Source organism: Psychrobacter okhotskensis, from assembly GCF_965638355.1.
Lineage (GTDB): Bacteria > Pseudomonadota > Gammaproteobacteria > Pseudomonadales > Moraxellaceae > Psychrobacter > Psychrobacter okhotskensis.
Map to the genome: position 1 here is coordinate 2,767,464 of NZ_OZ281822.1, position 25,484 is coordinate 2,792,947.

30 protein-coding genes and 1 tRNA gene are annotated in these 25,484 nt (G+C 43.0%); 18 read left to right on the forward strand and 13 right to left on the reverse strand.

Features of this window, described 5'->3' with window-relative positions:
• Window positions 1-77: 77 nt before the first annotated feature.
• Window positions 78-1,016: a pirin family protein gene (locus ACSUPM_RS11470; RefSeq protein ID WP_025652377.1), complete on the reverse strand. Its 939-nt coding sequence runs from the start codon at window positions 1,014-1,016 to the stop codon at window positions 78-80.
• 181 nt (window positions 1,017-1,197) lie between these two features.
• Window positions 1,198-1,905, reverse strand: coding sequence for a pirin family protein (locus tag ACSUPM_RS11475; protein ID WP_025652376.1), 708 nt, complete (start codon window positions 1,903-1,905; stop codon window positions 1,198-1,200).
• 301 nt (window positions 1,906-2,206) lie between these two features.
• Here ACSUPM_RS11475 and ACSUPM_RS11480 point away from each other — a divergent pair, with 301 nt between their 5' ends.
• Window positions 2,207-2,533: a GNAT family N-acetyltransferase gene (locus ACSUPM_RS11480; RefSeq protein ID WP_025652375.1), complete on the forward strand. Its 327-nt coding sequence runs from the start codon at window positions 2,207-2,209 to the stop codon at window positions 2,531-2,533.
• A gap of 224 nt (window positions 2,534-2,757) precedes the next feature.
• On the opposite strand, the gene ACSUPM_RS11485 is transcribed toward ACSUPM_RS11480, so the two are convergent.
• From ACSUPM_RS11485 to ACSUPM_RS11495, 3 genes are read right to left on the reverse strand one after another with little or no spacing between them, the layout of a single operon-like run.
• Complete coding sequence (locus tag ACSUPM_RS11485) at window positions 2,758-3,510, reverse strand: YoaK family protein (protein WP_350587898.1); 753 nt, start codon at window positions 3,508-3,510, stop codon at window positions 2,758-2,760.
• A complete protein-coding gene (locus tag ACSUPM_RS11490; RefSeq protein WP_350587899.1) occupies window positions 3,503-4,057 on the reverse strand; it encodes an NADPH-dependent FMN reductase in 555 nt (184 codons plus the stop codon). The genes ACSUPM_RS11485 and ACSUPM_RS11490 overlap by 8 nt, the downstream gene beginning before the upstream one ends.
• Window positions 4,058-4,089: 32 nt before the next feature.
• Complete coding sequence (locus ACSUPM_RS11495) at window positions 4,090-4,488, reverse strand: DoxX family protein (RefSeq protein ID WP_350587900.1); 399 nt, start codon at window positions 4,486-4,488, stop codon at window positions 4,090-4,092.
• 135 nt (window positions 4,489-4,623) lie between these two features.
• Between ACSUPM_RS11495 and ACSUPM_RS11500 the strand changes: the two genes are divergently transcribed.
• From ACSUPM_RS11500 to ACSUPM_RS11515, 4 genes are all read left to right on the forward strand, one after another.
• Window positions 4,624-5,529, forward strand: a complete 906-nt coding sequence (locus ACSUPM_RS11500; RefSeq protein ID WP_101212305.1) for a LysR family transcriptional regulator — start codon at window positions 4,624-4,626, stop codon at window positions 5,527-5,529.
• A 151-nt stretch (window positions 5,530-5,680) separates the two neighbouring features.
• Complete coding sequence (locus ACSUPM_RS11505; RefSeq protein ID WP_350587901.1) at window positions 5,681-6,394, forward strand: hypothetical protein; 714 nt, start codon at window positions 5,681-5,683, stop codon at window positions 6,392-6,394.
• A complete protein-coding gene (locus ACSUPM_RS11510) occupies window positions 6,394-6,798 on the forward strand; it encodes a hypothetical protein (protein ID WP_350587902.1) in 405 nt (134 codons plus the stop codon). Before ACSUPM_RS11505 ends, ACSUPM_RS11510 begins: the two co-directional genes overlap by 1 nt.
• Window positions 6,798-7,601: an SDR family NAD(P)-dependent oxidoreductase gene (locus ACSUPM_RS11515; protein WP_173238801.1), complete on the forward strand. Its 804-nt coding sequence runs from the start codon at window positions 6,798-6,800 to the stop codon at window positions 7,599-7,601. Before ACSUPM_RS11510 ends, ACSUPM_RS11515 begins: the two co-directional genes overlap by 1 nt.
• Window positions 7,602-7,806: 205 nt before the next feature.
• On the opposite strand, the gene ACSUPM_RS11520 is transcribed toward ACSUPM_RS11515, so the two are convergent.
• A tRNA-Gly gene (locus tag ACSUPM_RS11520) sits at window positions 7,807-7,881 on the reverse strand.
• 637 nt (window positions 7,882-8,518) lie between these two features.
• Between ACSUPM_RS11520 and ACSUPM_RS11525 the strand changes: the two genes are divergently transcribed.
• The 4 genes from ACSUPM_RS11525 (at window position 8,519) to ACSUPM_RS11540 (ending at window position 11,265) form a co-directional block, all read left to right on the forward strand.
• Complete coding sequence (locus ACSUPM_RS11525) at window positions 8,519-9,331, forward strand: M48 family metallopeptidase (protein WP_025652368.1); 813 nt, start codon at window positions 8,519-8,521, stop codon at window positions 9,329-9,331.
• Between the two features lie 282 nt (window positions 9,332-9,613).
• A complete protein-coding gene (locus tag ACSUPM_RS11530) occupies window positions 9,614-9,940 on the forward strand; it encodes a BolA family protein (protein WP_436879963.1) in 327 nt (108 codons plus the stop codon).
• A gap of 138 nt (window positions 9,941-10,078) precedes the next feature.
• Entirely contained in the window at window positions 10,079-10,438 is a 360-nt protein-coding gene (locus ACSUPM_RS11535; protein ID WP_101212297.1) for a SirB2 family protein, read from the forward strand.
• A 425-nt stretch (window positions 10,439-10,863) separates the two neighbouring features.
• Window positions 10,864-11,265 carry a hypothetical protein gene (locus ACSUPM_RS11540; RefSeq protein WP_025652365.1) on the forward strand — a complete coding sequence of 134 codons (402 nt, stop codon included), beginning with the start codon at window positions 10,864-10,866 and terminating at the stop codon, window positions 11,263-11,265.
• Window positions 11,266-11,399: 134 nt separating this feature from the next.
• Here the strand turns inward: ACSUPM_RS11540 and trxA are convergent, their stop codons facing one another.
• Complete coding sequence (gene trxA / locus ACSUPM_RS11545) at window positions 11,400-11,837, reverse strand: thioredoxin (protein ID WP_025652364.1); 438 nt, start codon at window positions 11,835-11,837, stop codon at window positions 11,400-11,402.
• Window positions 11,838-11,987: 150 nt separating this feature from the next.
• Complete coding sequence (locus tag ACSUPM_RS11550; RefSeq protein WP_025652362.1) at window positions 11,988-12,860, reverse strand: MBL fold metallo-hydrolase; 873 nt, start codon at window positions 12,858-12,860, stop codon at window positions 11,988-11,990.
• A gap of 476 nt (window positions 12,861-13,336) precedes the next feature.
• Here ACSUPM_RS11550 and ACSUPM_RS11555 point away from each other — a divergent pair, with 476 nt between their 5' ends.
• From ACSUPM_RS11555 to ACSUPM_RS11575, 5 genes are all read left to right on the forward strand, one after another.
• Window positions 13,337-13,627 carry an ArsR/SmtB family transcription factor gene (locus ACSUPM_RS11555; RefSeq protein ID WP_025652361.1) on the forward strand — a complete coding sequence of 97 codons (291 nt, stop codon included), beginning with the start codon at window positions 13,337-13,339 and terminating at the stop codon, window positions 13,625-13,627.
• A 56-nt stretch (window positions 13,628-13,683) separates the two neighbouring features.
• A complete protein-coding gene (locus ACSUPM_RS11560; protein ID WP_350587903.1) occupies window positions 13,684-15,393 on the forward strand; it encodes a SulP family inorganic anion transporter in 1,710 nt (569 codons plus the stop codon).
• Window positions 15,394-15,664: 271 nt separating this feature from the next.
• Window positions 15,665-15,991, forward strand: coding sequence for a beta-lactamase hydrolase domain-containing protein (locus ACSUPM_RS11565; protein ID WP_201583003.1), 327 nt, complete (start codon window positions 15,665-15,667; stop codon window positions 15,989-15,991).
• Between the two features lie 119 nt (window positions 15,992-16,110).
• Window positions 16,111-16,443: a TIGR01244 family sulfur transferase gene (locus ACSUPM_RS11570; RefSeq protein WP_436879964.1), complete on the forward strand. Its 333-nt coding sequence runs from the start codon at window positions 16,111-16,113 to the stop codon at window positions 16,441-16,443.
• A 153-nt stretch (window positions 16,444-16,596) separates the two neighbouring features.
• Window positions 16,597-17,337, forward strand: a complete 741-nt coding sequence (locus ACSUPM_RS11575) for a glutathione S-transferase family protein (protein WP_201582994.1) — start codon at window positions 16,597-16,599, stop codon at window positions 17,335-17,337.
• 16 nt (window positions 17,338-17,353) lie between these two features.
• Here ACSUPM_RS11575 and ACSUPM_RS11580 read toward each other — a convergent pair whose 3' ends face one another.
• The 3 genes from ACSUPM_RS11580 to ahpF all read right to left on the reverse strand — a co-directional run bounded on the left by ACSUPM_RS11580 (window position 17,354) and on the right by ahpF (window position 20,791).
• On the reverse strand, window positions 17,354-18,148 hold the full coding sequence (locus tag ACSUPM_RS11580) for a hypothetical protein (RefSeq protein ID WP_025652356.1): 795 nt from the start codon (window positions 18,146-18,148) through the stop codon (window positions 17,354-17,356).
• 74 nt (window positions 18,149-18,222) lie between these two features.
• Window positions 18,223-19,077: a hypothetical protein gene (locus tag ACSUPM_RS11585; protein WP_025652355.1), complete on the reverse strand. Its 855-nt coding sequence runs from the start codon at window positions 19,075-19,077 to the stop codon at window positions 18,223-18,225.
• 133 nt (window positions 19,078-19,210) lie between these two features.
• Window positions 19,211-20,791, reverse strand: a complete 1,581-nt coding sequence (gene ahpF, locus ACSUPM_RS11590) for an alkyl hydroperoxide reductase subunit F (RefSeq protein WP_025652354.1) — start codon at window positions 20,789-20,791, stop codon at window positions 19,211-19,213.
• A gap of 488 nt (window positions 20,792-21,279) precedes the next feature.
• On the opposite strand from ahpF, the gene ACSUPM_RS11595 reads away from it, so the two are divergent.
• Window positions 21,280-21,528: a YdcH family protein gene (locus tag ACSUPM_RS11595; RefSeq protein ID WP_025652353.1), complete on the forward strand. Its 249-nt coding sequence runs from the start codon at window positions 21,280-21,282 to the stop codon at window positions 21,526-21,528.
• 385 nt (window positions 21,529-21,913) lie between these two features.
• Window positions 21,914-22,162: a YdcH family protein gene (locus ACSUPM_RS11600; RefSeq protein ID WP_025652352.1), complete on the forward strand. Its 249-nt coding sequence runs from the start codon at window positions 21,914-21,916 to the stop codon at window positions 22,160-22,162.
• Window positions 22,163-22,335: 173 nt separating this feature from the next.
• Here the strand turns inward: ACSUPM_RS11600 and ahpC are convergent, their stop codons facing one another.
• Entirely contained in the window at window positions 22,336-22,902 is a 567-nt protein-coding gene (gene ahpC / locus ACSUPM_RS11605) for an alkyl hydroperoxide reductase subunit C (protein WP_025652351.1), read from the reverse strand.
• 278 nt (window positions 22,903-23,180) lie between these two features.
• Between ahpC and ACSUPM_RS11610 the strand changes: the two genes are divergently transcribed.
• Together ACSUPM_RS11610 and ACSUPM_RS11615 are read left to right on the forward strand one after the other, a co-directional pair.
• A complete protein-coding gene (locus tag ACSUPM_RS11610; protein ID WP_025652350.1) occupies window positions 23,181-24,089 on the forward strand; it encodes a hydrogen peroxide-inducible genes activator in 909 nt (302 codons plus the stop codon).
• Window positions 24,090-24,142: 53 nt separating this feature from the next.
• Complete coding sequence (locus ACSUPM_RS11615) at window positions 24,143-24,811, forward strand: HD domain-containing protein (protein ID WP_025652349.1); 669 nt, start codon at window positions 24,143-24,145, stop codon at window positions 24,809-24,811.
• Here ACSUPM_RS11615 and ACSUPM_RS11620 read toward each other — a convergent pair.
• Entirely contained in the window at window positions 24,792-25,394 is a 603-nt protein-coding gene (locus ACSUPM_RS11620) for a methyltransferase domain-containing protein (protein ID WP_025652348.1), read from the reverse strand. The two genes, ACSUPM_RS11615 and ACSUPM_RS11620, sit on opposite strands and share 20 nt — an antisense overlap.
• Window positions 25,395-25,484: the final 90 nt, after the last annotated feature.

A 25,484-nucleotide genomic window follows, 5' to 3' on the forward strand; every position in this document is an offset into this window, starting at 1 on the left:
AAACGGATTAAATCCATACTTCTTTTTTGTAAAAAAACTTAATAGTGAATAGTATTATAGAAGTTTTATTACATAATTCAACCTTTAAAACCTTCTGGTAGTTCTGGTGCCGGTAGACGCTTCATATCAGAGTCGACATTACCGAAACGTTCGTGACCATTGTTCCACTCGATGATGGATTGTTCGATCTCTGCTTTATTGTCGGCAACGAAGTTCCACCACAGGAGTACTTGGTTGTTCAATGGTTCACCACCGATGAACATCACCCGAGTGCCTTTTTTCGCAACCAGTCTGATGCTTTTGTTATTTGCAACGTCAGTATCGTGGAAGCGGAATAGCTCATCTTGCCCGCAAATCTCGCCCTCAGACTCAATCTCGCCTTCTAAGACTAAGATACCGTACTCAAAGCCTGGCTCTAAGTTGAGCGTCACGTCACCATCTTGCGTGAAGTTGACATCGATACCGATCAGTTTTGAATACTGTATGGTAGGCGCTTCATAGTGCTTGCCAGTTACACTGGTATAACTGCCCGTGGTGAGAATCATATCAACGTTATCTTCGCTCCACATTGGCAGCTCTGGATAATGATGGAAATTGCGCTCGATTTGCTGATCTGTCGGTAGCGCAATCCACAGCTGTACCATGCTGATACCACGGGCGGCATCTGCTGAGCCACCAGTGTCAGGAAACACGCTCTGCTCGGTGTGGCTGATACCTTGATTAAGACCTGTACCTGCGGTCATGACATTGACTTGGTTTTTGGAGATGACTTGCTCGTTACCCAAGCTGTCTTTATGTAAAACCTCGCCCTCAATCATCCAACTAAAGGTCTGCAAATTGGTATGCGGATGTCTACCGACTTGCATGCCTGACTCGTCCTCACCAAATTCGGCAGGACCAGCATGATCCAAAAAGCACCAAGCGCCGATAGGTTTTTTGCCTTTGTTCGGCAATAAGCGCGCAATCGGTATACCACCGACATCAGCAATGCGTGGTTCAAACTTTTTAATTGTCATGAGTCACCTCTTATTATGTGATAGGGGATGCATTTGTCTCTCAGTTCTGACTATTAGATGTTCGCTGCTAGCATCTGGCTTTTAGACTTTATTAACAGATAGCTACCGACTCCGATAACTATCTTGTTAGTTTTTTTTAGCTAGACTCAGGGCGACCTGAAACCACCTAAGTTGCCTAAAATTACATAGGTACTTCCATCAATAGGACTTTAGCGTCATCGATGACGTCCATTGTGAAGTTCTTAGTATCCCAGATACCGAGACCATCACGAGTATTCAAAGTGTTGTCATTTACGACGACTTTACCGCTAATGACAAAGATATAAACGCCATTGTTTGGGTCTTTTAGCTCATAAGTCTGCGTCACGTTTTTATCAAAGTCACCCATGCTGAACCAAGCATTCTGATGAATCCAGACACCCGCATCGTCAGCATTTGGTGATAGCACTTGATTAAACTCATTAGGCTGCATGATTTCATCCATGCGTACTTGCTGATAACGAGGCTCACCATTCATTTTGTTTGGGATAACCCAAATTTGTAAGAATTTTACGTCTTCTTTGTCATCGCCATTCATCTCACTATGAGTGATACCAGTACCGGCCGACATCACTTGGATTTCACCTGTTTCAATGATGCCATTGTTGCCGATGTTGTCACCATGACCAAGCTTGCCAGACAATGGAATACTGATAATTTCCATATCGCGGTGTGAGTGTTTGCCAAAGCCTTGACCACCGATAACGAAGTCATCGTTAATCACACGCAAGGCACCAAAGCCCATACGTTCTGGATTGTGATAGTTAGCGAAGCTAAAGGTGTGACGGCTTTTTAACCAACCGTGGTTAGCGTCGCCACGAGAATCTGCTGCATGATAGATAGTTTTCATAAGTTATCCTTGGTTATCAATAGGTTTATAAATTTATTATTAGTGAATGTATTTAAACAGTGGAGCTATTATAATTGTTGTCTAAGGATAGATAAACCAAGATAATCGCAAATGACTATTCTAATTCAGAGAACAATAAAGCGGTTTAGATAAGGTAATATAATCATAACAGAGACAGTATTTTTAACTGTTACTATGATTGAGATCGACTCAGAAACGTTAGGGTCTGTTGAATAGTGATAATCAAAAACATTAATAAAGCACTAAAAAAGTAAGCGTTACTATACAAAGGAGTTTAAGTATGTCAACCAAGCAACCATTGGATTATGAAGTGGTCGATAACACTGAACAACAACGTTTTGAAATTGACGTGGATGGTCATATCGCCTTTGAAGACTATGAGTTTTTTACTACCAGTCAAGGCGAAAAAGGCATTGATTATAAACATACTGAAGTGCCAGAAGCGCTTGGCGGACGTGGTATTGCAGGCTATTTAGTCAAGACTATCCTAGACGATGCCGCGGCTAAGCACCTACGAGTCAAACCAACTTGCCCTTATGTAAAAGCTTATATTGATAAACATCCAGAGTACCAAGACAACTCTGTGTTCCATAACGCAACGCCTTAAGTGTTTACTATGCTGAAATCCATATATAGTTAAAATATCTTAAAAGCGCGACGGTATTGCTGATATATCGATATTGCTTTTCACTGACTATAACTTAAAAACAAAAAACGCCCTATCTGCTAGATAAGGCGTTTTTTGTTTTTACAGTTTCAATACTGCTAGCACGGTATAGGCTTCAAAATAGTTAGTCCAACAGCGATCGACTGTGAATAGCGTAAAAACACTTAACCAATATGACTTAAAAAGTCTTTATCACGTGCCATAACCGATAAATATAATACGGGTAGCACGAACAAGCCAACGGCCCAAAAGCTCAACTTGAGATATAACAGCGCGCCCACTAGCGCCCCCAGCAAAAAGCTCAATACCAACGCTGAGCTATTAACCAATTTTTTAGCATTGTCAGGCGTTCGATTACGCAAATAATCCGTCAGATTGATACCAAGCTGTGTGGTGTTGCCGGTCATCAATACCGTCGGACTCATATGTTTGATCACCGTTTTACTGGCTGTATTGCGAATGGCCAAAGCAATCAAGCCTAAACCGCCAGTTATGGCAACCGTGATATCACCAGCATCTGTAAAAGGCTGGAAATATAGACCGGCTACCATAAATGCAGTTAAGAAAAGCGCCTCTGCCAAAAACAAATGGCTCAACATCAACTGTGGTTTATGACTTTTATCGATAAATATCTTGGTTACCATCACCGTCAAAATAAACAACGGTAAAGCTGCAAGCTTGATCCAAAGCCCGTCTTCACCGTTGACCAATCCACTACCAGCCATCACCAAGTTACCCGTGACATGGGCCGTAAAAAAGCCGAATAAAGTGATAAAACCAATCGTATCAATAGCACCGCCAACCAGCGTTAATAAGACAGGCGCTTGATAACGCTGCCAAAAACTTAACGGTGCTGGTTGATTATTGCCGTGCGCGCTACGCTTAGATGCGCTGCTGTCAGGTACTGAATTAGACACCGCTGTTTTCTGCAAATTTGGCCAGCTCACTAGCAAATTTTTGCAAAAACTTCTGCGTGCGCTCACTGCTGACACCCTCTTCATCAAGGCTGTCAGTAGCATGACTCAAGTAAACTTCAGGGCTAATCATCATTTTTGCGGATAGCATCTGCATACTCTTGCGCACATCAAGGCCACTACTTCTACCACCATAAGTACCTGGAGAAGCCGTGACCACAGCGACTTTTTTGTCAGTCCAGACGCTACTACCATACGGACGTGAACCGATATCTATCACATTTTTCAGCGCTGCTGGCATCGTACGGTTGTGCTCGGGTGTCACCATCAACACGGCATCAGCATCTTTAATTTGCTGACGCACCCGCTCATAGCTTTCAATCGTTGTGTCATCATAGTCTTGATTATAAAGGGGCAAGTCTGCAATATTGACTTCATTTACCGTGACACTTTCTGGTAACTGCGACACAATATATTCTGCAAACTTGCGGTTAATCGACTCTTCTCGCAAACTACCGATGACTAGGGCAATGGTCGTTGCTGCGCTCATAGCGACTCCTTTTTGTGATGAAATTTCAATGACTATACTGAGGTTTTGCGAGTATGGCTATTATCAATTGAATAAGCCCCAGGACCATGAGCAAATATCATTAGGAAACCACCAGCCATCGCAATGTTTTTCATGAATGGATTCATTTGTGACTCATCCAACCAAAATTGGTGGAACATAAACGCTGATAAAATACTGAAACCTGCAATTAAGACAGCAAACAAACGAGTTTTAAAGCCGATTAGAATAGCGATACCACCTAGCAATTCAAGCGCAATGACTAGCGGTAATAGCATACCAGGCACACCCATCGAATCCATATAACCTTGCGTCGCTGCATAACCTGAGATTTTGCCAAAGCCTGAAAAGATAAAAATCATCGATAAAAATAGGCGACCAATTGGTGCGCTAAGATTCTGTAAATTGTTCATAAGTATTCTCCAGTAAAGTGTTTGTTAGTGTTTGACTAAGTAATAGCGCCATTGTATATATTGACTGAACCTAGATAAACGGCAATAATCACAAATATGAGTTCTGATTTTGATAACAATTGTGAGGCATCAATAATGGGACAGCTAGAGGATATGGCGATGTTTGTACGCATCGTCGAAGCAGGTAGTATCACTAAAGCTGCAGAACAGCTAAACATTGCCAAGTCTGCCGTCAGCCGTCGTTTAAAGGATTTGGAAACACGTTTGGGTAGCCAATTAATCAGCCGAACCACGCGCCAATCCAACTTAACGCAGGCTGGTGAGCAATATTATCAGCAAGTGAACAATATCTTGAGTGAGGTGGATGCGCTCAATGAGCAAACCAGTGGTGCCCCCACGCGTATTGAAGGCACGCTAAAAATGACCGCGCCCTTGTCATTTGGACTGATGCACTTAAATGATGTCATCGCAGAATACGCCGACCAGCATCCTAACCTGAACTTTGAATTAGACTTTTCTGATCGACACGTTGACTTGATTGAAGAAGGATATGAGTTGGCCATTCGTATTAGGGAGCTACAAGACTCCAGTTATCAAGCAAAGCGGATGGCGCTGATTCGTTATGCACTCTGCGCAAGCCCTGAGTATTTAGAAAAGATGGGTATGCCTGAGACACTAGAAGAGCTACAAGAACATGAGTTTTTGCAGTATGGTCTTAGTAAAACCAGCAATCTCGAGCTGACTGATGCGACAGGAAAAAAACATAACCATACTATTAATGCCAAGATCAAAGCGACTAATGGTGAGTTCTTAGTTGATTTGGCGGTAAAAGGCCACGGCATCGTTTTTATCCCAACTTTTATCGCTTATAAAAGATTGGCCAAAGGTGAGCTAGTACCTATTCTCAAGCAATATAAATTACCCGCACTCCATGCCTATGCCGTTTACCCAAAGAACCGCTTTTTATCACAGCGCTGCCGCTATCTAATTGAATTTATTGCAGAACGTTTTGGTGATAACCCTTATTGGGATGAATTTTGATACGCTCAATAGAACTATTTAATATGCCTTATTAACCTACTTGATAAAACTTGGTAAACCTAGCAGTATTCTAAATACTGCTATCAAGAACAAAATAATGTTGCTACTATAATCTTCAGAAATCTATCCATCAGTCATAAGGAAATGCAACATGGATTTAACATCACTCGGCATGAAAGCCATTCAGGAGTTTGATGATATTCGTCAAAGTCCATTACCACAAGAGCGCCTCAACATCGCCCGCAAGCAAGCACTGGCATTTAGAGAGCGCTTTATCGATGAGCCCTGCGTTCAGTTTTACCAAAGTGCGGACATGGTTAGAGTCCCCTATCCCACTTGGTACGCCTACAGTGGCGTCTATACGCAGAGCACTTATAAATTCCCCTACCTTCACATCCTCAATCGTCTGTTCATCGTGCAGTTCCGTAACTTTTTGGGCGAATTAAAGACCTTGCTATTTTCGCCATCTGACATCGATGCTGACCGTGAGACGCCTTTTTTTAAACGCCTAACGAATAAGATGCCGAATTGGTCACCGCTCGAAAACATGGTCGCCCCCATCACTCGTGACGTCACACAGGCACTAGCAGAAGTGGGTCTCGCCCCAGAAGATATTGACTACATCAGCTACGATCACTTGCATACTCAAGACGTCCGTCAATGGCTAGGCACGACGGCTGATACGACCGACCCGCTTACTTTCCCAATGCCAAGCTATTGGTACACGAAAAAGAATGGCTTAGCGCCACAGCCCTACTGCCCGTGCAGGCGGAGTGGTATTGCCCTAATGGTATCGACGGCGTTGATCCTGCCAAAGTCATTAAGTTTACTGGCAGCATTCAGCTGGGCGAAGGCTTGGCGCTAGTGCATACTCCCGGTCATACCGAAGGCAACCATTCATTGGTCGCGCGCGTACCAGACGGCATACACGTGACTTCAGAAAACGGCGTCGGCGCAGACGCTTATGCACCTATGAACTCAAAGGTCAATGCTATCCGTGATTATGCTAAAAGCACTGGTATGGAAGTCATCTTAAACGGTAACACCTTAGAAGGCAGTAATGAGCAATATATCTCTATGGTCGTCGAAAAAACCATTGCGGGTCCGTCGAAAAACCCCGACTTTCCTAACTGTGCCTCAAGCAGTGAAGCAACTCCCTATTGGCTTATCCCCGGTCATAAAGTCAGCCATTTGATTGGTGAAGCCAAGTTCGGCACCTTACAGGCAGAGGCTTTAAGAAGTAATTCATTACAGAAGGAAAGCGCTTAATGGGTTACTTCACAAACAAAACGGTCTATATCACTGGTGCCGCTTCAGGCATCGGCTTTGAGACCGCCAAGCAGCTAATCAAGCAAGGTTCAAATCTAGTATTGTTCGACGTACAGTCGCTTGATAAGGCGGTGTCCGCCTTGCAAGCCATGAATAAAAACGATGCCTCGATTGCAACTTATAAGCTCGATGTCACCGATGCAGAGATGACTACCAAGCAAATGGCCACTGCCGCCGACACGCTAGCGCCAGATATCTTGATGCATTTCGTGGGTATCACAGGTCCTTGGACGTTTGATGACATGAGTCAAGAGCAATTTGAGCGTGTCATGACTATCAATCTATTTGGCACGCGCAACGTCTTAGCAGCGATACGTCCGTTCTTATCACGTGGCAAGCAAGTAATGGTGACCGCTTCGATGGCATCGTTTACTGGTAGCTACGGTTACAGCTCTTACAGCGCCTCCAAGTTTGCTATCTGGGGCATGATGCAGTCTATCAGCTTTGAATGGAAACCACTCGGTATCGACATCACCGTTTTTGCGCCGCCGCCGATAGACACACCACTCACGCAAGCCGAAGTCGGTGTCATGGCAGAAGCTGGCGTCGGTATGAAAAAGCTGGCAGGCGAGCTCAAAATTGAAGATGCGGTCAAATCCATGCTAAAAGGCGTAGAAAAACGGGAGTTCCTCGTGGTGCCAGGTGTCATGGCAAATTTAATTAGACTGCAGTTACGCTTTTTCCCCGTCAGCTGGGTCAATTGGATCGGCAATAAAACTGTAGCATGGTCTATGAAAAAGTAAGCAGTTTGAGGTTTGGATTCTAAAGATAAGCTGAGCGAATTGCTCGGCTTTTTTTATGAAAAAACAATCAGCAGTGCGTGATGTATCGATATTAGGGTCTGGAATAACTTTAGTGCTCAACATCTCCTAACAGCACTCTCAAATTTTACCCATAAAAAAAGCCTCACTGTGAAGTGAGGCTTTAGTGCTCTAAACGAGCCATATTTGGAGCGGGAAAAGAGATTCGAACTCTCGACCCCAACCTTGGCAAGGTTATGCTCTACCACTGAGCTATTCCCGCTTAATATCAAAGCGTAATGTTGCTAACAACTTGTTAACTACTACGTCTCGATAGGCTGGCTATTTTAGCAAATATTCTGTGTGTGTCAATCACTTTTTTCACATTTCTATTCAGTCTCAGCGTTTTTTGGTTGTATTTGTATGCACGCTTATCATAAACGTTTGATTTTACAATCAATCCAGCCATCAGAACTGTTAAAATTATTTAATAAAATAATAGCAAAATAACCACTATTTCTCTTTGTTTTTTTATCTGCCACGAATCTGACTATTAACAAGTCATTATCAACCCGCTGTTATATAGTCTTACGAAAAAAGATGAAAGGATGAAAAATGAATAAAAGTGACGTCATTCTTGTCGATACCTATTTCATTTGATCAATACCGCTTTATTACTGCCACTTACAATCATACGCTGTATTGTTACTTTTTCTGCCTTGGTTTTAGGTTGTTAACATTATTATACTTATGGCTTATTGTCATTCGGGTAAAATTTCACTGATCAAGTAGATTGGTAGACGGTAGTAAAACTTTAATAATAAACTGCCCTTCTATCCGCTCTGCTGTTACCGGACTACTCCGCTACTACTAACTTTGTTTAACTTTACTTTTTATCATTTACAGCGAGGATGTTTATTATGAAAAAAATACTTACCACCACCGTGATGGCCGCGTCATTGTCGGCACTTACTTTGACTGGCTGTACCAGCACTACCACTACTGGTGCTGTCGGCGTTGATCGTCAACAGCTACTTTTGGTCTCTAGTGAACAAGTACAGCAACTATCAGCGCAAAGCTATAATAAAAACTTGCAAGAGGCCAGTAAGCGCGGCGTGCTCGATACCAATAAAGCGCAGCTCAATCGCTTAAAAAGCATCTCTAACCGTCTGATCGGTCAAGTGGGTGTATATCGTCCTGATGCGGCTAATTGGAAATGGGAAGTACATACCATTAAATCCAATGAGCTGAACGCCTTTGTCATGCCGGGCGGTAAAATCATGTTTTACTCAGGTATTATCGATCGTCTAAACCTGACGGATGATGAGATTGCCGCGATTATGGGTCATGAGATGTCTCATGCCCTGCGTGAGCACTCACGTGAGCGTCTGTCACGCGAGTATGCTACTCAGACGGGTATCGGCGTCGCAGCGAGTATCTTTGGGCTATCACAAGGTCAGGCTGAGCTAGCAAACGTCGCTGGGGATTTAGGTTTGAGTCGTCCACACAGTCGTACCCAAGAAGCGGAAGCGGATCAAATCGGTCTTGAGCTAATGGCACGTGCAGGCTACAATCCGCAAGCAGCTATCAGCTTGTGGCAAAAAATGCAGCGCGCCAGTCAAGGCGAGCCACCACAATTCTTAAGCACTCACCCAAACAGTAGCAATCGCATTAGCCAACTGCAAGCATTGATGCCTAAAGTGATGCCACTGTACCAAAAGTCACGTCGTTAATAGCTATTTTGGCTAGTAGTTATCGGCTGTCAGTTATCAGCTGTCAATGTCTCATATAGAGGTTGATAGCTTACCAAAAGCAGAGTACAGCCCATGGGTTGTACTCTGCTTTTTTAGGTTTTTGACTGACAACTTAATGGCGGCATTAGTTTAAAGCGATTGGCTGTGTTATGGTCCGTCTAATAGCTTTCTGTACAGTTATCAGCGTCTGCTATAATGGTCATCATACGGTCTCAAATATTGCTTCAAAGACTGCTAAGCTTCACAAAATAAAGGATTCTTATGAGTACCCACTCACCGACTGCCGACGCGCTCCATCAGGAGCTACAGGGCTTACAACCGCAGCATATCGAATTAATCAATGAATCGATGAATCATGCAGGTTATTTCGAGGGTAAAGAAAGCCATTTTAAACTGACTATTGTGAGCGATGCCTTTGAAGGCAAACGTTTGGTCGCGCGTCATCAGCTCATATATGGCTTGGTTAACACCTTATTGACCTCACAGGGTGGTCAAGTACATGCCTTGGCGATTCATGCTTATACGCCAACCGAATGGCAAGGTCAAAGTCCTGATAGCCCGCTATGTGCCGGACAAAATAAAAGCTAGGTAAGCTGTAGCCAATTTTTAAGTTAAATAACAATTATTAGAAACACGTTGCTCACGATGTGCTTGCCACTTAAACAGCTGACATCGCGTGCTTTTTTAAAAACTTGCAAATTGCCCCGTTAAAGGAAATGACACTCGATGAAACATTTACATATGCTCATGGCAGTATTGGTGATTGTGCTATTTTTATACCAAAGCTATCTGGCATTAAGCGCCAATCGACGAGCGCCACGCGTGTTCAAAATAGCCACCCATGTCCTCTATGCGTTGCTCATCGTGTCAGGCGCCGTGATGCTGATGCAACTGATGAATGCCAATGCGCCAGTACAATGGGTATTTGCCAAAATAATCCTACTCGTAGCGGCTATTAGCGCCAGTATCAAAGCTTTTCATCCTCACGCGACATCGGGTCAAACCAAAATAGGCATTCTTATCGCTGCCGTGGCTTATATCGGCATTGTATTACTGGCCTTTAGCAAACCTGATAATTTATTTTAATCGCCACTCTATATCTGACTGAGCTTGAATAAAGTGATGGCGGGATTGCAAGATAAACGTCTACTAAGGCGTATATTTTTAATATCTTAATCCCGTTATTTTTGCTATCTTAAATAAATACAATGCCTTGCATGCTTGTTTAAGGCATGTTCGTTATTAAAAAGGATCATTTGCAAGCGAATAATTATTAGGGCGTGTCTTCATTGCAAAAATGGTGATAAAAATGAGATAAATTGCCGTCAAACAAGAAAAACAGCGTAGATAATATCGAGATATTAACCAGCTATTTGACGATGTTTGGCAAGATTTAGCCCATTTAGATGACTATCGATAAATTGAAGACACGCCCTAGCAAAGCAATTACGATTATTTGACTTAAAAGTTTAGCAACTGCACCTATCATTACTTAGCCCTATGGAGCCATTATGAAAAACCTTACTATAGCGACACTCTTGGCATCAGCCGGTATGTTGGCTCTCTCAGGCTGCGCCTCTACTGGTAATATCACGCCGCAATATGTGCCGCCAAGTACGTATCAGAGCTATGACTGCCAAGCACTGAGCCAAGAGTATACCCGCGTCAATCGTTACGTTGATGCCGCGCGTAATGAGCAATCAACCTTATCCGCGTCAGGCGTCGGTGTTGGAGTTTCAGCAGGACGCTGGGGCATCTCACCGAATATCAGTTTTGGTGTGGGCAAAAGCAACAATACCAAAGCCCGCGATGCCAAACTATCACGGCTTTATGGTGAGCGTGATGCGATTGTCCAATCGGCCCGTATTCAGCGTTGTAGCTTCGTCAATGGTGTTAAGATTTATGGTGAATAAAATCACTTGATGCTTATTCGCTATCGTTTTGATAGTATGCAGATACCACTGTTTCAGCATTAAAAAAGCCAATACATTGATAGCGTATTGGCTTTTTTGTGTCCAATCATTATGAGTAAAAACTCAAGCAATGCTTAAGAATTTAGGCTTCTTATCCACTGGACAATTTGATTGCTAGGAAGCGCCCCTGATTGACGCGCCACTTCTTTACCGTTTTTGAAGGCCACCATCGTCGGTAGACTACGGATATTATAGGGCGCTGCCGCCTGCTCATATTTATCCGTTTGGATTTTGGCAAACACTACTTGCGGCAGCTGACCAGCAGCGGCTTTGAACTCCGGTGCCATCATAATACAAGGCTGACACCAGCTCGCCCAAAAGTCTACGACAGTCAATAGCTCATTTTTTTGAATAACTTTATTAATACTTTGTCCGTTTAGCTCATGCGGGCTAGCGGTCAATAATGGCTGACCACACTTACCGCAGTTTGGATCAGCCGCCAACTTGGCAGCGGGTACGCGATTGGTGGCTTGGCAATGTGGGCATACCACGTGCGAGTTTTGCTCACTCATTGTATATCTCCTATTCTAATTATTTTGATGGTTTTATTGTCTTAAAAATTCAACTTTGGCATTTTCATCTATAAGCTATTTGCCCAAGTTGGTTGCATCTGAACCGCTGGATCGACACAGATAATATCACTTATTGCAGCACTATTTAGCTTATCCACCAAGGACATTGATCGGTACTTTCAAATAACGCGTGCCATTGTCTTCCGGTGCAGGAAAGTGTCCGGCATCGATATTAACTTGGACAGACGGGATAATCAGACGCGGCATCTCAAGAGTCGAATCGCGGCGCTCACGCATCTGCACAAACTCTGCCTCATTGATACCATCTTTCACATGAATATTTCCTAGCTTCTGCGCCGCTACTGTAGTGGTTGGACAGTGCTTGCGTCCTTGGCCTGGGTAGTCATGACACAGATAGATGACTGTATTATCATCGAGCGCGAGTAGCTTTTGAATAGAATGATAGAGCATTTTGGCATCGCCACCGGGAAAGTCGCAGCGTGCTGTACCGACGTCAGGCGCGAACAAGGTATCGCCAACGAAGACCACTGTTTTTTCTTTGTCAGCCGCCAGATAAGCCATATCCGCCCGTGTGTGACCGGGCACATACATGGCTGTGATCGTAATATCGCCAAGCGCTAACGTGTCGCCTTCGTCGGTCAAAATATCGAATTGGCTGGCATCGGTGCGAAAGCTAGTATCAAAGTTAAAAATTTGCTTAAATATTTTTTGTACTTCGGTAATATGCTGACCGATGACCAATTCTCCGCCGAGATTTTCTTTAACATGGATAGCCGCTGAGAGATGATCGGCATGCGCATGGGTTTCGATGACATACAGCAGTTGCCAACCGTGCTCACGTACAAACTCAATGACCTCGTCTACGCTCTTGGTGCTCGTACGTCCTGACTTTGAGTCAAAGTCCAATACCGGATCGATAATGGCGCACAGCTGCTGCTGAACGTCTGCGAGTACATGGGTATAAGTCTCGGTGTCGCTATGTAAGAACGAATGAACTTGCATGGCCGCCTCTCTGTTTTTATAGGATGATGTCAATCTTCCACCCATTCTTTCAGTATAATGGGTGGTCATATACAATGTTTAATACGTAAACGAACACATCTTGAAAATGGTTATAAATAGTTGCCGTTAATCTTAACGCTGACGGCAACATCAAGAACAATGTCGACATTAGCCTTCAGGTTTTAAACCTGTCCTAATATGCTTTCGTAACGTTAATACCAATATAGCAACCGTCATACAATTTATCAATTTATATAATGTAAATAATGATAACTTGCTATGGATTGCGATATCATTGATAATTAACGGTAATCACACATTACTTTTATACAAGCCGCACGACCTCTATCGCGGTTTTATATAAGGAGCTCACTCTGACAACTTCCACCTCAGCATTGGCTAGCTCTACTGACCGTACTATCGAGTCTGCGTCAGATAGTAACGCAGACTTTGCGCCGATAGATCTTGCCAAACAAATGCAAAAAGCGTCTATGCAAGCCAGCCAATTATTAAAGTCGCTCTCACATCCTGATCGCTTGCTCCTCCTTTGTCAGCTGACACAAGGCGAGTATTGCGTCAGTGAGCTTGAGGGTTTGGTCGGTGTTGGGCAGCCGAGCCTATCACAGCAGTTAGGTATCTTGCGCAAGGATGAGCTGGTCACGACACGGCGCGACGGCAAGCAAATCTATTATAGTATCGCCAGCGACGACGCTTTGGCGGTGCTACATTTACTGTATGAGCGCTTTTGTGCCAAAACAGATGCCTAACTGGTTATTGAGTTCTTAGCTGTTTTTAACTTTATTTATTGTGATGATGTATTGATATGACCTCTATCGCCGCTCGCCTCATTCCCATTTGGCTGCGCCAGTATCAGCTGGCTGCCTTGCCGACTGACGTCATCGCTGGACTGGTGGTGGGCGTACTGGTGATACCGCAGAGTCTTGGCTACGCCGTACTTGCAGGCTTACCACCCGTTTACGGTCTATACGCAGCGATTGTGCCTGTCATCGTTTACGCTTGGCTCGGCTCTAGCAATGTGCAAGCAGTCGGACCGGTTGCCATCACCGCTATTATGACTGCCAGTAGTTTGTTGCCTTACGCTGATCGGGGCCCGGAACAATATGCTCTAATGGCAAGTTTATTGGCACTGATGGTAGGGTCGCTGCTTTGGATCGCAGGATGGCTCAAGCTTGGCTGGATTATGCAGTTTATCAGCCGCGGCGTATCGGCAGGGTTTGTGAGCGGCGCGGCGGTTCTTATCTTCGTCAGTCAGCTAAAATACTTAACGGATATTCCGATAGCAGGTAGTAGCCTAATTAGCTATCTATCGACGATGCAGTTATATGCGCGCCAGCTACACCCGCTGACCTTGCTGATTGGCGTGATCGCCTTTGCCCTCTTATTAATAAATCGCTACGGTAGCAAATGGGTGTGGCGAACGTGGCTGTCTTCTTCCTCTGCCAAATGGGCGGAGCGCTTGTTTCCGCTTATTTTACTGGGAATTGCCATTTTACTCAGTATGGCACTGCATTGGGATGCGCGTGGCGTCGCCACTATCGGTAGTATTCCGCAAGGGCTACCGAGTTTTACCCTGCCCCATCTACCAGATATCCAAGAAGCACTTAAACTCTTACCAACTGCAGGACTCATGGCGCTTATTATCTTTGTCTCCAGCAGTTCCGTCGCCAGTACTTATGCGCGGCTGCGCGGTGAGAAGTTTGATGCCAATCGTGAACTAACGGGGCTTGGACTCGCCAATATTTCCGGCGGACTTTTTCAGAGCTTTGCCGTGGCAGGCGGGTTTTCACGGACGGCTATCAACGTCGACTCAGGTGCCAAGACGCCACTTGCCAGTCTCATGACGGTACTGGTCATGGTTTTAGCGCTGATAGCATTTAGCAATGCGCTTGCCCCGCTACCCTATGCCTTACTTGGCGCAACCATCATGGCATCAATCATTGGTTTAATCGATATTGCCACCTTAAAGTCCGCTTGGCAACGAGATCGCTTAGATGGGGCAAGCTTTATCGCCGCGTTTACTGGGGTACTGATATTTGGGCTAAATACTGGCCTTGTCATCGGTCTCATGGTGTCATTTGCCAGTCTCATCTGGCAGTCGAGCCAACCTCATGTCGCCATCGTTGGTCAATTGGCTGGCACGGGCCACTTTCGCAATATCAATCGTCACGATGTTGTCACTTTTCATAATTTATTGATGCTACGTATCGATGAGAGTCTGTTCTTTGGTAATAGCGAATCGGTACATCGGCGTATTTTAAATGCTTTACAACAGTATCCAGAAGCGCATGAGCTGGTTCTTATTATGTCTGCTGTCAACCACATTGATCTGACTGCGCAAGAAATGCTCAGCACCTTGAATCAAGAGCTTGCCCTACAAGACAAGCATTTACACTTTAGCTTTATCAAAGGCCCAGTTATGGATATCATCGAGCACACCCCACTGATCACTGAGCTATCAGGACAGGTGTATCTTAGTACCATGGACGCCGTCAATGAGCTAAAGCAAATTTGAATATTTAAGTTGAACATTTAATTTAAATACTGAAGCTGAATACTCAAGCCGTATTGAACATCCCCTAATATTTGCGTCAACCATACAATCACTATTGATGTCTGCAACAAAATATCGTTATGATAGAGCGTATAGTATGCTAGCTTGTTGTATAACTAAATTGAATCTCAACAAGCTAAACCAAGCCAAAACGACATAAAACAGCCTCTAAACGTCAAATTGACGCCTTATTGTTTTTTACATTCCTTAATAAACGCAAACGACCCCTTTTATGACCAATGATTTAACGATTTATAAGCAAATTTATCCGAGCCAATGCATCAAGATTGCGGAACTGGGTTATCACTCAGTGCTCAATATACGCCCTGATGCCGAGGTCGACACTCAGCCCAACAGCTGCGACTTTATTAATGCAACGGCAAAAGCGAATTTGACTTATCACCATCTGCCCTTTGATGATGAGCGCCTGAGTATGCTGACTGTAGAACAGTTTGCCGCCTTTTATCACGCGATGCCAAAACCCATATTGATGTTTTGTGGTACGGGTGCACGTGCCAAACTGCTGTATCAAAGCGCATTGATGCAAGGTCTGCTATAAAACGACTATAACGCTTACATACGGTCTCTTTAGAAATGACTGCAATAAGCCTAACCTTATATGCTGTATTTCTATAACAAATGTTTTACTCTTTCATATAAACAATAAAAGGAGCTCTTATGAGCCACGAAATCAGTATTACGGGACAAATTACCCCTGATCAAATTCCTATGCTTGCCGAAAACGGCTTCAAAACCATTATCAATAATCGTCCTGATGGCGAAGAACTGGGACAACCGACCAGTGCTGAGATTGAAGCAGCTGCCAAGGAAGCAGGACTTGCTTATAAAGAAGTCTCATTCGCTGGTAGCGAGCTCAATCAAAACCATGTTGAAGAGTTTGCTGACTTTTTTAATCAAGCCGAGCAACCCGTCTTGATATTTTGCCGTACTGGTAATCGCTCAACCGGTATCTATGAAGCCGCTAAGCGCATGGATTTGTTAGACGATTGATATTGATCTAAATACAATTACCGCTGTTTTAAAAACGCCCGTCCAAATTTTGGATGGGCATTTTTTATTGGGATTACTAAACTATAGACTGGTCAATTTTCAGCATTGGGTACATAATCAAATTTTATTTATATAATTTGATAGGATTTTATGATGCAAAAACCACTTCTCATCATCGGCAATAAAAACTATTCCTCTTGGTCATTACGAGCTTGGCTATTACTCAAAGCCTTTAATATTGATTTTGAGGAGCAAGTGATTGAGCTGTTTCATCCCTCAGCGACACCGATTCTCGATGAGCATGCGCCAACAGGTAAAGTACCCGTTTTAGTCTATGGCGAGAATGATGAAAGAGTTATGGTATGGGATACTTTAGCGATTGCCATTCACGCCAATGATTATTTGACAAACTTGGATATTTGGATAGGACTGAATAAGTCCAATATTGATAATAGCAACAGAATAAATAGCGCCTACTGCCAAAGTATCGTCGCCGAAATGCATTCAGGGCTGATGGGCATTCGTAGTGACATGCCGATGAATATCCGAGCTACAGCAAGGATACAACCCAGCGCTGCTTGCCTGACTGACATTGCTCGTGTCGAAGAGATTTTTGCGGATTGTTTAAAAAATCGCTCAAAAAACAGTTATCTATTTGGTCAATTTACGGCTGCCGATGCTTTTTTTGCGCCAGTAGTGCTACGCTTGCAGACTTATACTGATGCCTCTAACATAGTATTAAAACCAACGACCAAACAGTATTGTGAAACGATGTTAAACAATCCTCATCTACAAGCTTGGATCGATTCAGCTTTAAAAGAGACACGCGTCATCAAAGAGGATGAAGCAGGTGAGATACTGTCGGTGGTTGGGGTGTTGGCTGACCAAAAGTGAATCATTGAAAACAAGCCTAATAATTATCTTTCAAAGGATATTCATTAGGCTCTATATAACCTTTGTCTTTTTGGTAGTTGATGGAAAAGATACTATTTTTATAGGTTTTACCCTGATTATATCCATTCACAGTTAGCTTTAGAGGGTAAAACCCGTTTACCGTTTTACTGGTATCAATTTCTAAATCAGCACTCCTATCATTACACAGACGCTGTCCCTTACCACCGCAACTGTCTGAACCATCACTATCAAAACCTGCGCCAATCCAGTTCTCCATTATACCGCGACCATTTGGCGTCAATATCACAAAGCTGGTACTCGTGTAACCTTGATGCGTATCACCATGCTCGTTCATAAAGCCCCACGTATTTGGGGCAAACTGTTCTAAACCCCAACCCCCTAAACCAAGCCCCCAACTACCTGCATTCATATAAGGATTGGCCGACTCAACTTGCCAACCTTCACCTTTAGGTTTTAAAACAAACATACCGACTAAACCACTAGCGCCATGACCGCGTAAAACTTCTTTACCATCTTCATCAAAGCTAACATCGCCTGTAATTAATATATATAAGCGTTTACCTTTATCCGTCTCTATGACTTTTTGCCGATCAATATCGATGCAATAGCCGGTCATATAAGGTTCTCTAGTTAAACCACTTACGGAACCAGAAGGGGCAATCGCACCATGACACCCTAATGCTTCATTATAAATCGGATAGTACGGCTTGAGGATATCCATCACGCTATCAGCAGCAGAGGCATTTGTGACAAAACCTAGTAATCCAAAACTAAGACATAACCTTAACATGAGTATTGATCCATATAATTTGGCGTGCATCATACCTACCTCAATTGGCTCAGTAAATGACTCTGATGATATCACTATACGGGATAATCTTTGGGCTTTTGATACCCTTTTTTCGGCTCGTATTTTATTTTATAGACCTGATTGTTATAGGTCTTTTTTTCTGAACCGTTATAGTTATACTTATGACCACTGATTGTAATCTCTAGCGGGTAAAAACCATTTATCAGCGTCGTTTTATCGATATTGAGCTTGGCTTTCAATAATGTGCAATATTCTACCTTTCTATCTTTACTACAGCCAGATGGTGCTATAGGATTGTTTTCTGTAGTTGCTTTCGCAGCTATATGACTATATATCACTTTTTTTGACTTAGGGTCTGGTGTCATTAATACGTATTTAGAAAAAGATTGAATGTAGTGCGAATCACTATGAATATTAATAAATCCCCAAATATCAGGGGCAACTCGTATCAGCTTCCAGTCTTTTAGTCCTGCACCAGAAGCGCCTGCATTCATCACTGGATTAGCGTATTCCACCTCCCAACCGGAACCTTGTGGCTTTAAAACGAACATACCCACTAGACCAGTATCAGCGTGAGAACTATATGCCGCAGCACCATTTTCATGAAAAGCGACGTCACCAATGACTGATATGTATAACCGTTTACCTTGCTTGGTTCGTACCTCCAGTTGTCTATCAATCTCTATGCAATATCCGCTTTGATGCGGTGTTTCTTCGCCAGATGATGAACCGTTATTAGCCATAATACCTTGACACTGCTTTGTCTCATTATAGATGGGATAGTATTCATTCAGAATCTCATTGACGGTTTGCCCTGCATAAGCATTGGTTACACTAAATATAAACGATATAAAAACCAGACATTTAGCCCAATGACTATTTTTGTTGATTGCACATTTATTTTTCACTATTAAGTTCTCATAAAAAAAATATTAACAAACATACGTCAACTTATATTATTTAACAAGCAGTAAAACATTTTTCACAAAAAAACCACCTCAAAAGAGGTGGCTTCTCAAACTAACTTTAAAGCTAAATAATCTACTGCATGACCAAGTACTCAAAAGCACTCAACGCCGCTTTTGAACCCTCGCCCATCGCAATGTTAATTTGCTTAAATGGCACAGTCGTGACGTCACCACAAGCAAAGATACCTTTGCGATCCGTACGGCAGCGCTCATCAATCTCAATTTCACCAAAGCGGTTTAAATCAACAAAGCCTTTGATAAATCCAGTATTAGGGACTAAGCCAATCTGTACAAAGACACCGGACAAATCACGCTCATGAGTTTCACCTGTTTTGCGATCTTCAAAGACGATAGAGCTGACTTTACCATCAGTAGCCTTAATCTCTTTGGTCGCCGCCCCAGTGATAAACTCGATGTTTGACTTCTCTTTGGCTTTGTTAATCAATACCTGATCCGCTTTTAGATCATCAGCGAACTCAAGCACCGTCACATGCTGCACGATACCCGCAAGGTCTAACGCCGCTTCGACACCGGAGTTACCACCACCGATGACAGAGATTTCTTTACCTTTAAAGAAGGGTCCATCACAGTGCGCACAGTAAGCCACGCCTTTACCAATGTTTTCTTCTTCGCCCGGTACACCAAGCTTACGCCACTGAGCACCCGTCGCTAGGATGATACTACGCGTCTCAAACGTCTCACCAGTGTTGAGGTGAATACTATAGTTCTCTTCCTTAGTCTCGCCAATTTCTTTGACGCTGACGTGTTCTTTCAGCGTGATATTGTATTCGCCTAAATGTTTGACAAAGTCTGCTGATAGATGCGTACCTGTCGTCAATGGTACAGAAATCAAGTTTTCGATATCTTGGGTATCTTTGACCTGCCCACCGATACGATCAGCGACCATGGTCACTTTTAGGCCTTTACGCGCGGTATAGATAGCAGCGGCAACGCCAGCAGGGCCTGCACCGATAATAGTGACATCTTGCTGCTCTAATTGCTCAGCATCGTCTGCACTACCCTCTGCCAACAAGTCAGGGAACTGCTCTTGCAACTTGGTAATCAACTTGGCCGTATCAATCAAACCATTAGCAAAAGGTTTACCATTTAAAAATACCGCTGGTACGCCTTGGATGTTATTTGCTTCTACTTGCTCTTGGAATAACGCGCCATCGATCATCTCATTGCTGATGCCGTCATTCAATAAGGCAAATTGATTCAACGCTTGCACGACTTCTGGGCAACTGTGGCAAGATAACGACACGTAAGTCTGGAACTGTAGTGGCTTATTAAAACGCTTAATCAGCTTTTGAATGCCTTCGTCTAGTTTTAGCGTATGACCACCCGCTTGCAAGATTGCCAAGATAAGCGAGGTAAACTCATGACCACCAGGAATACCGCTAAAGACGATACCCGTATCAGTCAACGCGTCATCAGCATGGCTGACGACTTTAAAGCTAATGGGACTCGATAAGCTGTCGTCATTAGCGTCGACATCAAAATTAATCTTGTCAGTCGTACCAGCAATTTTGGTCAAAAAATCAATCAACTCTGCGCGCTTTGCATGCTCACCGCTACCCAATACAAAGGTAATGGGACGGGTCATATTCTCGCTATAGCTTTTGACAGCATCTAATAAACTTTGATCTATCATGTTTGTTCCTCATTATTATTCAATATGTAACGACAACTAAGTGGTTGCACGTGTAAAGATGGAAAATCTGGAGTCAGTAATATTGTTTAAAGTGTTATTTGGATAAGGCTTGTACCTTTCGATGTCCCTATTATCATAGGTTTCATGAGTTTGAGCAAGCTGAGAAACCCAAATCTTATGTTTTATAAAACCAATCATTAACTGTCATTTTTAATTAAATTTAAACTTACAAGAAGATTATTCTCATAGTATCAACAGGGTTTTTTCGCTACAATCGAGTAAGAGCAATAGGAATAATTCCTGTTTTCTAGCGGAAACCTGGCTTTTATGCATGCTTATTAAAGGCTATTTTTGCTTGTATTAAGCCTTATCACTATTGAGAGTAATAGCGGTTTGGTTCAATAATAATCGAGTCTCACAATCATAGATCTTAACGACAATGCGCTGATGCTAATCGTTAGCTTGCGCTTCATAACAAGGATGACCAGATGAGAAAGACTGATACAAGGACAGATAACAAAGAAATCATTGCTGAACTTAAGCAAAAAGACAGTCATTTTGCGAGTATTTTTGCCGAGCATACTCAGCTTGATGAAAAGATCAATTATCTTGAGAAGGATTTAATAAAACATAGCAGCTGTGATGATGAAATAGAACAAATGAAGCGGCGCAAGCTACATCTTAAAGATGAGATTTATAAGATAATCGATAAAAACAAAACGCAATCTCACGCTTAATGCTTCATTTATTAGGGCGTATCTTCATTTTGATCTCATCTGAGCATACTCATTCAGATTGAGGAGACGCCCTAAAATTACTGCTAAGAATTTCTTACATCTAGGGAATGTCATCAATTAGCACATTGATACATTTAGTGGTCTTAAAATGGCTAAATTTAGTCAAACATCGTCAGAAATCTTGTCAATATGTTCATATTTACGGCAATTCCTTCCTTGTTTGGCTGCAATTTTCCTCATTTTAAGCCTCACAATCTAAATGATGACACGCCCTAGTTTTATAAATCTTAATTTTATAATCAACAAGTCTCACAATCATAATCTGCCTTAACCACAACGCGTCACTGCTTATGTTAAGCACACGCTAAATAACAAGGATGACAACATGACCATGACTGATAAATGGCAAGACCACAGCGACATCATCGATGAGCTCAAACAAAAAAATACGCACTTTGCGAGTATCTTCGATGAACACACCACGCTGGATAGGCAAATCAACAAGCTTGAAAATGACGTGGTCAAACACGCCAGCCGCGATGAAGAAATCGAACAAATGAAGCGGCGCAAGCTCCAGCTCAAAGATGAGATTTACAAAACCATAGATAAAAATAAAATGCAATCTCAAGCGTAATCGCTTATTTATTATTGACAAACAACAATAAAAATATAGACTGTCAACATAAAAAGACCCCATCAACGTAAGCTGATGGGGTCTTTATTTATAGCGCTGGTTCAAATTAAAAAATAATAAAAACAGCGCTACCTCTCTTTAAATAGTTAGATAACTATTTAGATTTTACTGACTTAGATTTTACCCACTAGGTCAAGACTTGGCTTCAATGTATCGCCGCCTTGTTCCCAAGCTGCTGGGCAAACTTCGCCGTCGTTTTCACGAACATACTGTGCTGCTTTTACTTTACGTAGCATGTCTTTTGCACTACGGCCGATACCGCCAGCATGAATCTCAGCAACTTGAATCAAACCATCTGGATCGATTAAGAAAGTACCGCGCTCAGCCAAACCTGCTTCTTCGATCATCACGTTAAAGCCACGGGTGATTTTACCAGTAGGATCACCGATCATTGGATAGGTCACTTTACCGATAGCCTCTGAAGAGTCATGCCATGCTTTGTGCGTGAAATGGGTATCAGTCGATACTGAATACACTTCTACGCCCAAACCTTTAAGCTCTTCATAATGGTTTGCCATGTCTTCAAGTTCAGTTGGGCAAACAAAGGTAAAGTCAGCTGGGTAAAATAGGAAAATCGCCCAGTCACCTTTTACGTCTTCTGAAGTGATGGTTTTGAATTCACCGTTTACGTATGCATCTGCTGAAAATTCTGGGATTTCTTGATTGATAATAGACGCCATGATTGGCTCCTTTTTTGATTAAGTATGATTGAATAAAATTGTGATTATTTATTTGATTGTTTCCGTTAAGCCTTGAACTATCTGGGCTACCTGACAAACTATACGCGAATTCTATGGTTAATCCAGTTAAAAGTTTTTAATGTGATGTTTTGTTTTATTAAACTTGTTAAACTATTCTATCTACTTCATGTCATCAGTGCGCTATCGGTAAATTTCGATAATGACCAAGAGGCATAAGTATCATCACTTGCATAAAAACCAACAATAAAAGAGGTCTTATGATTACCTTACGTCAACTTGAGTTTGCTTTAGCGGTCGCTAAACATCGTCATTTCAAACGAGCAGCGGAAGACTGTAATATTTCGCAGTCTGCGCTGAGCTTAGGTATCGCAGAATTGGAAAAACAATTAGACACGCAGATTTTTGAGCGTAATAACAAGCAGGTGCTCATTACCCCTATTGGGCAAGACATCCTCACGCGGGCGCAGCGGGTGTTCTCTGAAGTGAGCGACTTGACCACCCGTGCGCACAGTCATCAAACGCCACTTGCCTACCCGATGACTGTCGGTATTATTCCAACGATTGCTCCTTACTTGCTGCCAAAAGTCCTGCCAGCGCTGCGAGCCAATTATCCAGAATTTCGTATGACCATCGTTGAGCAGCAAACCGAACGCTTACTCGAGCAAGTGCGTTACGGTCATATTGACACAGCCATCATTGCGCTACCCTATGCCGTAGAGGGCTTGCACAGTTTTGAATTTTGGAGTGAAGACTTCTTTGCGGTATTCCCAAAAGACGATGTCCATGCCAAGCTTGAGACCATTAATTCTGACGAGCTCGCTACGGCCAATCTTATGCTGTTAGGTGAAGGACATTGCCTAACCGATCAGACGCTATCAGTATGTCATTTTGATCGCGCACAGATGAAGTCGAGCTTTTCTGACGCCAGTCTCAACACCCTCATTCAGATGGCACTTGCCAATATGGGTACGACATTGGTACCTGAAATGGCGCTGGATCAATTACATCTACAAAACCAAAATGCGGTCGCAGTGCCATTGGCAGAAAAAGGCCCACATCGCCACATCGCCTTTGTCACCCGTTTGAATTATGCGCGTGTCGACGATGTAAATTTACTGGGCAAAGTGTTTAAACAAGCTTTTGAAGAATCAGCTAATAAAAGCTGAGTGAACTGTTGAGATTATGAGGCGTTAATCATGTTAGGCAAGTGAGGGTAAATATGAATGATGTCTCGCACGTAACGTCCGACCTTGGTCAGCGCTTCGCCATGCATTTAGCTGCCATTGCTAATAATATTGATCCAAGGGAAGTACAAGCGCTTTGGCAAGCAGTCGCTATCCGCTACAACGAACCTCAACGCGCTTATCATACCTTGCGCCATATTGAGCAGTTGTTTGCCCAATTTGAGCAAGTTAAATCTCATCTTTATGAGCCGCATATTATCGCTTTAGCATTGTATTATCACGATGTGATATACGAGCCGACGCGCTCAGATAATGAGCTTAAAAGTGCAAAATATGCGGTGGAATCGTTAAGTCCTTATCTGACTACTGAGCAATGCCAACTTATCTACGCGCTGATTATGATGACGGCTACCCATCAACTTGATGAATTACTGGATGCTAATAAACGCAGCGATGCGGCTTATTTGTTAGATATGGATTTAAGTATGTTGGGTGCTGCGTGGTCTGAATATGAACTGTATGCATCTGCAGTACGCCAAGAATATGCACATGTGCCAGTGACGGACTACCGTATCGGACGCACAGCTGTGCTAAAAGGACTACTGGCGCACTCAAGACTGTATTTGACTGATTTTTACTTTGAGCGATTAGAAAAGCCAGCTCGGGACAATATCAAGCGTGAGATTACTGCGCTTGCAGCTTGATAAATAACTCGCTGCCTTGGCGTGCAGGATGCGAATTATAGCTGGCCTCCATAATCTCTATATCAAAATACGCCTCAAAGCGCTGCTGATATTCCTCTATTGTGCCACCAAACGGTGGTTCATCACGCCCAAAATCCACATTAAAAAGTAGGCCAACCAGCTTGCCTTGCGGCTTCAATAACGCTGCCATCTGCTCGACATATTCATCACGACGTGACGGATTTATCGCACAAAAGAACGTCTGTTCGAGTATCCAATCAAATTGATATTGCTCAGCTGATAAATGAAAAAAATCTGCACAAATTAAATGCTTGGAGGGAAAATCAGGATAACGTTCAGCAAAAGTCTCAATCGGCGCAGCAGCGAAATCGACCAACGTAACATTGGTAAAACCCTGCTCATGTAGATAACCTACCTCATACGCATTGCCTGCACCCGGCACTAAAATGGCCTGATCTTTCGCAGTGGCTGGCAGTTGGTCGATATAAGCTTTTAGCGGTGGTGACACCTGTCCCATATCCCACTGTATGCTACCAGTCTCATAACGCTGCTGCCAAAATTCGGCTTGATTGACATTTTTCATCTGACATCCTTGTATCTGGCTTGATTATTTAAATAACAGGCGGTGTACCATGAGCATTTATCATATCAGGCTGCGCGCTTATCTTTATAT

Excerpts from the sequence above, each read along its gene's own strand:
- ACSUPM_RS11525 (WP_025652368.1), top strand. The coding sequence starts at position 8,519 with ATGAAAAAAATACTTACCACCACCGTGATGGCCGCGTCATTGTCGGCA.
- ACSUPM_RS11610 (WP_025652350.1), top strand. The coding sequence starts at position 23,181 with ATGATTACCTTACGTCAACTTGAGTTTGCTTTAGCGGTCGCTAAACAT.
- ahpF (WP_025652354.1), bottom strand. The coding sequence starts at position 20,791 with ATGATAGATCAAAGTTTATTAGATGCTGTCAAAAGCTATAGCGAGAAT.
- ACSUPM_RS11505 (WP_350587901.1), top strand. The coding sequence starts at position 5,681 with ATGGATTTAACATCACTCGGCATGAAAGCCATTCAGGAGTTTGATGAT.
- ACSUPM_RS11530 (WP_436879963.1), top strand. The coding sequence starts at position 9,614 with ATGAGTACCCACTCACCGACTGCCGACGCGCTCCATCAGGAGCTACAG.
- ACSUPM_RS11490 (WP_350587899.1), bottom strand. The coding sequence starts at position 4,057 with ATGAGCGCAGCAACGACCATTGCCCTAGTCATCGGTAGTTTGCGAGAA.
- ACSUPM_RS11555 (WP_025652361.1), top strand. The coding sequence starts at position 13,337 with ATGCAAAAAGCGTCTATGCAAGCCAGCCAATTATTAAAGTCGCTCTCA.
- ACSUPM_RS11575 (WP_201582994.1), top strand. The coding sequence starts at position 16,597 with ATGCAAAAACCACTTCTCATCATCGGCAATAAAAACTATTCCTCTTGG.
- ACSUPM_RS11550 (WP_025652362.1), bottom strand. The coding sequence starts at position 12,860 with ATGCAAGTTCATTCGTTCTTACATAGCGACACCGAGACTTATACCCAT.
- ACSUPM_RS11620 (WP_025652348.1), bottom strand. The coding sequence starts at position 25,394 with ATGAAAAATGTCAATCAAGCCGAATTTTGGCAGCAGCGTTATGAGACT.
- ACSUPM_RS11495 (WP_350587900.1), bottom strand. The coding sequence starts at position 4,488 with ATGAACAATTTACAGAATCTTAGCGCACCAATTGGTCGCCTATTTTTA.
- ACSUPM_RS11470 (WP_025652377.1), bottom strand. The coding sequence starts at position 1,016 with ATGACAATTAAAAAGTTTGAACCACGCATTGCTGATGTCGGTGGTATA.
- ACSUPM_RS11475 (WP_025652376.1), bottom strand. The coding sequence starts at position 1,905 with ATGAAAACTATCTATCATGCAGCAGATTCTCGTGGCGACGCTAACCAC.
- ACSUPM_RS11600 (WP_025652352.1), top strand. The coding sequence starts at position 21,914 with ATGACCATGACTGATAAATGGCAAGACCACAGCGACATCATCGATGAG.
- ACSUPM_RS11515 (WP_173238801.1), top strand. The coding sequence starts at position 6,798 with ATGGGTTACTTCACAAACAAAACGGTCTATATCACTGGTGCCGCTTCA.
- ACSUPM_RS11595 (WP_025652353.1), top strand. The coding sequence starts at position 21,280 with ATGAGAAAGACTGATACAAGGACAGATAACAAAGAAATCATTGCTGAA.
- trxA (WP_025652364.1), bottom strand. The coding sequence starts at position 11,837 with ATGAGTGAGCAAAACTCGCACGTGGTATGCCCACATTGCCAAGCCACC.
- ahpC (WP_025652351.1), bottom strand. The coding sequence starts at position 22,902 with ATGGCGTCTATTATCAATCAAGAAATCCCAGAATTTTCAGCAGATGCA.
- ACSUPM_RS11560 (WP_350587903.1), top strand. The coding sequence starts at position 13,684 with ATGACCTCTATCGCCGCTCGCCTCATTCCCATTTGGCTGCGCCAGTAT.
- ACSUPM_RS11540 (WP_025652365.1), top strand. The coding sequence starts at position 10,864 with ATGAAAAACCTTACTATAGCGACACTCTTGGCATCAGCCGGTATGTTG.
- ACSUPM_RS11480 (WP_025652375.1), top strand. The coding sequence starts at position 2,207 with ATGTCAACCAAGCAACCATTGGATTATGAAGTGGTCGATAACACTGAA.
- ACSUPM_RS11565 (WP_201583003.1), top strand. The coding sequence starts at position 15,665 with ATGACCAATGATTTAACGATTTATAAGCAAATTTATCCGAGCCAATGC.
- ACSUPM_RS11535 (WP_101212297.1), top strand. The coding sequence starts at position 10,079 with ATGAAACATTTACATATGCTCATGGCAGTATTGGTGATTGTGCTATTT.
- ACSUPM_RS11570 (WP_436879964.1), top strand. The coding sequence starts at position 16,111 with ATGAGCCACGAAATCAGTATTACGGGACAAATTACCCCTGATCAAATT.
- ACSUPM_RS11500 (WP_101212305.1), top strand. The coding sequence starts at position 4,624 with ATGGGACAGCTAGAGGATATGGCGATGTTTGTACGCATCGTCGAAGCA.
- ACSUPM_RS11615 (WP_025652349.1), top strand. The coding sequence starts at position 24,143 with ATGAATGATGTCTCGCACGTAACGTCCGACCTTGGTCAGCGCTTCGCC.
- ACSUPM_RS11580 (WP_025652356.1), bottom strand. The coding sequence starts at position 18,148 with ATGTTAAGGTTATGTCTTAGTTTTGGATTACTAGGTTTTGTCACAAAT.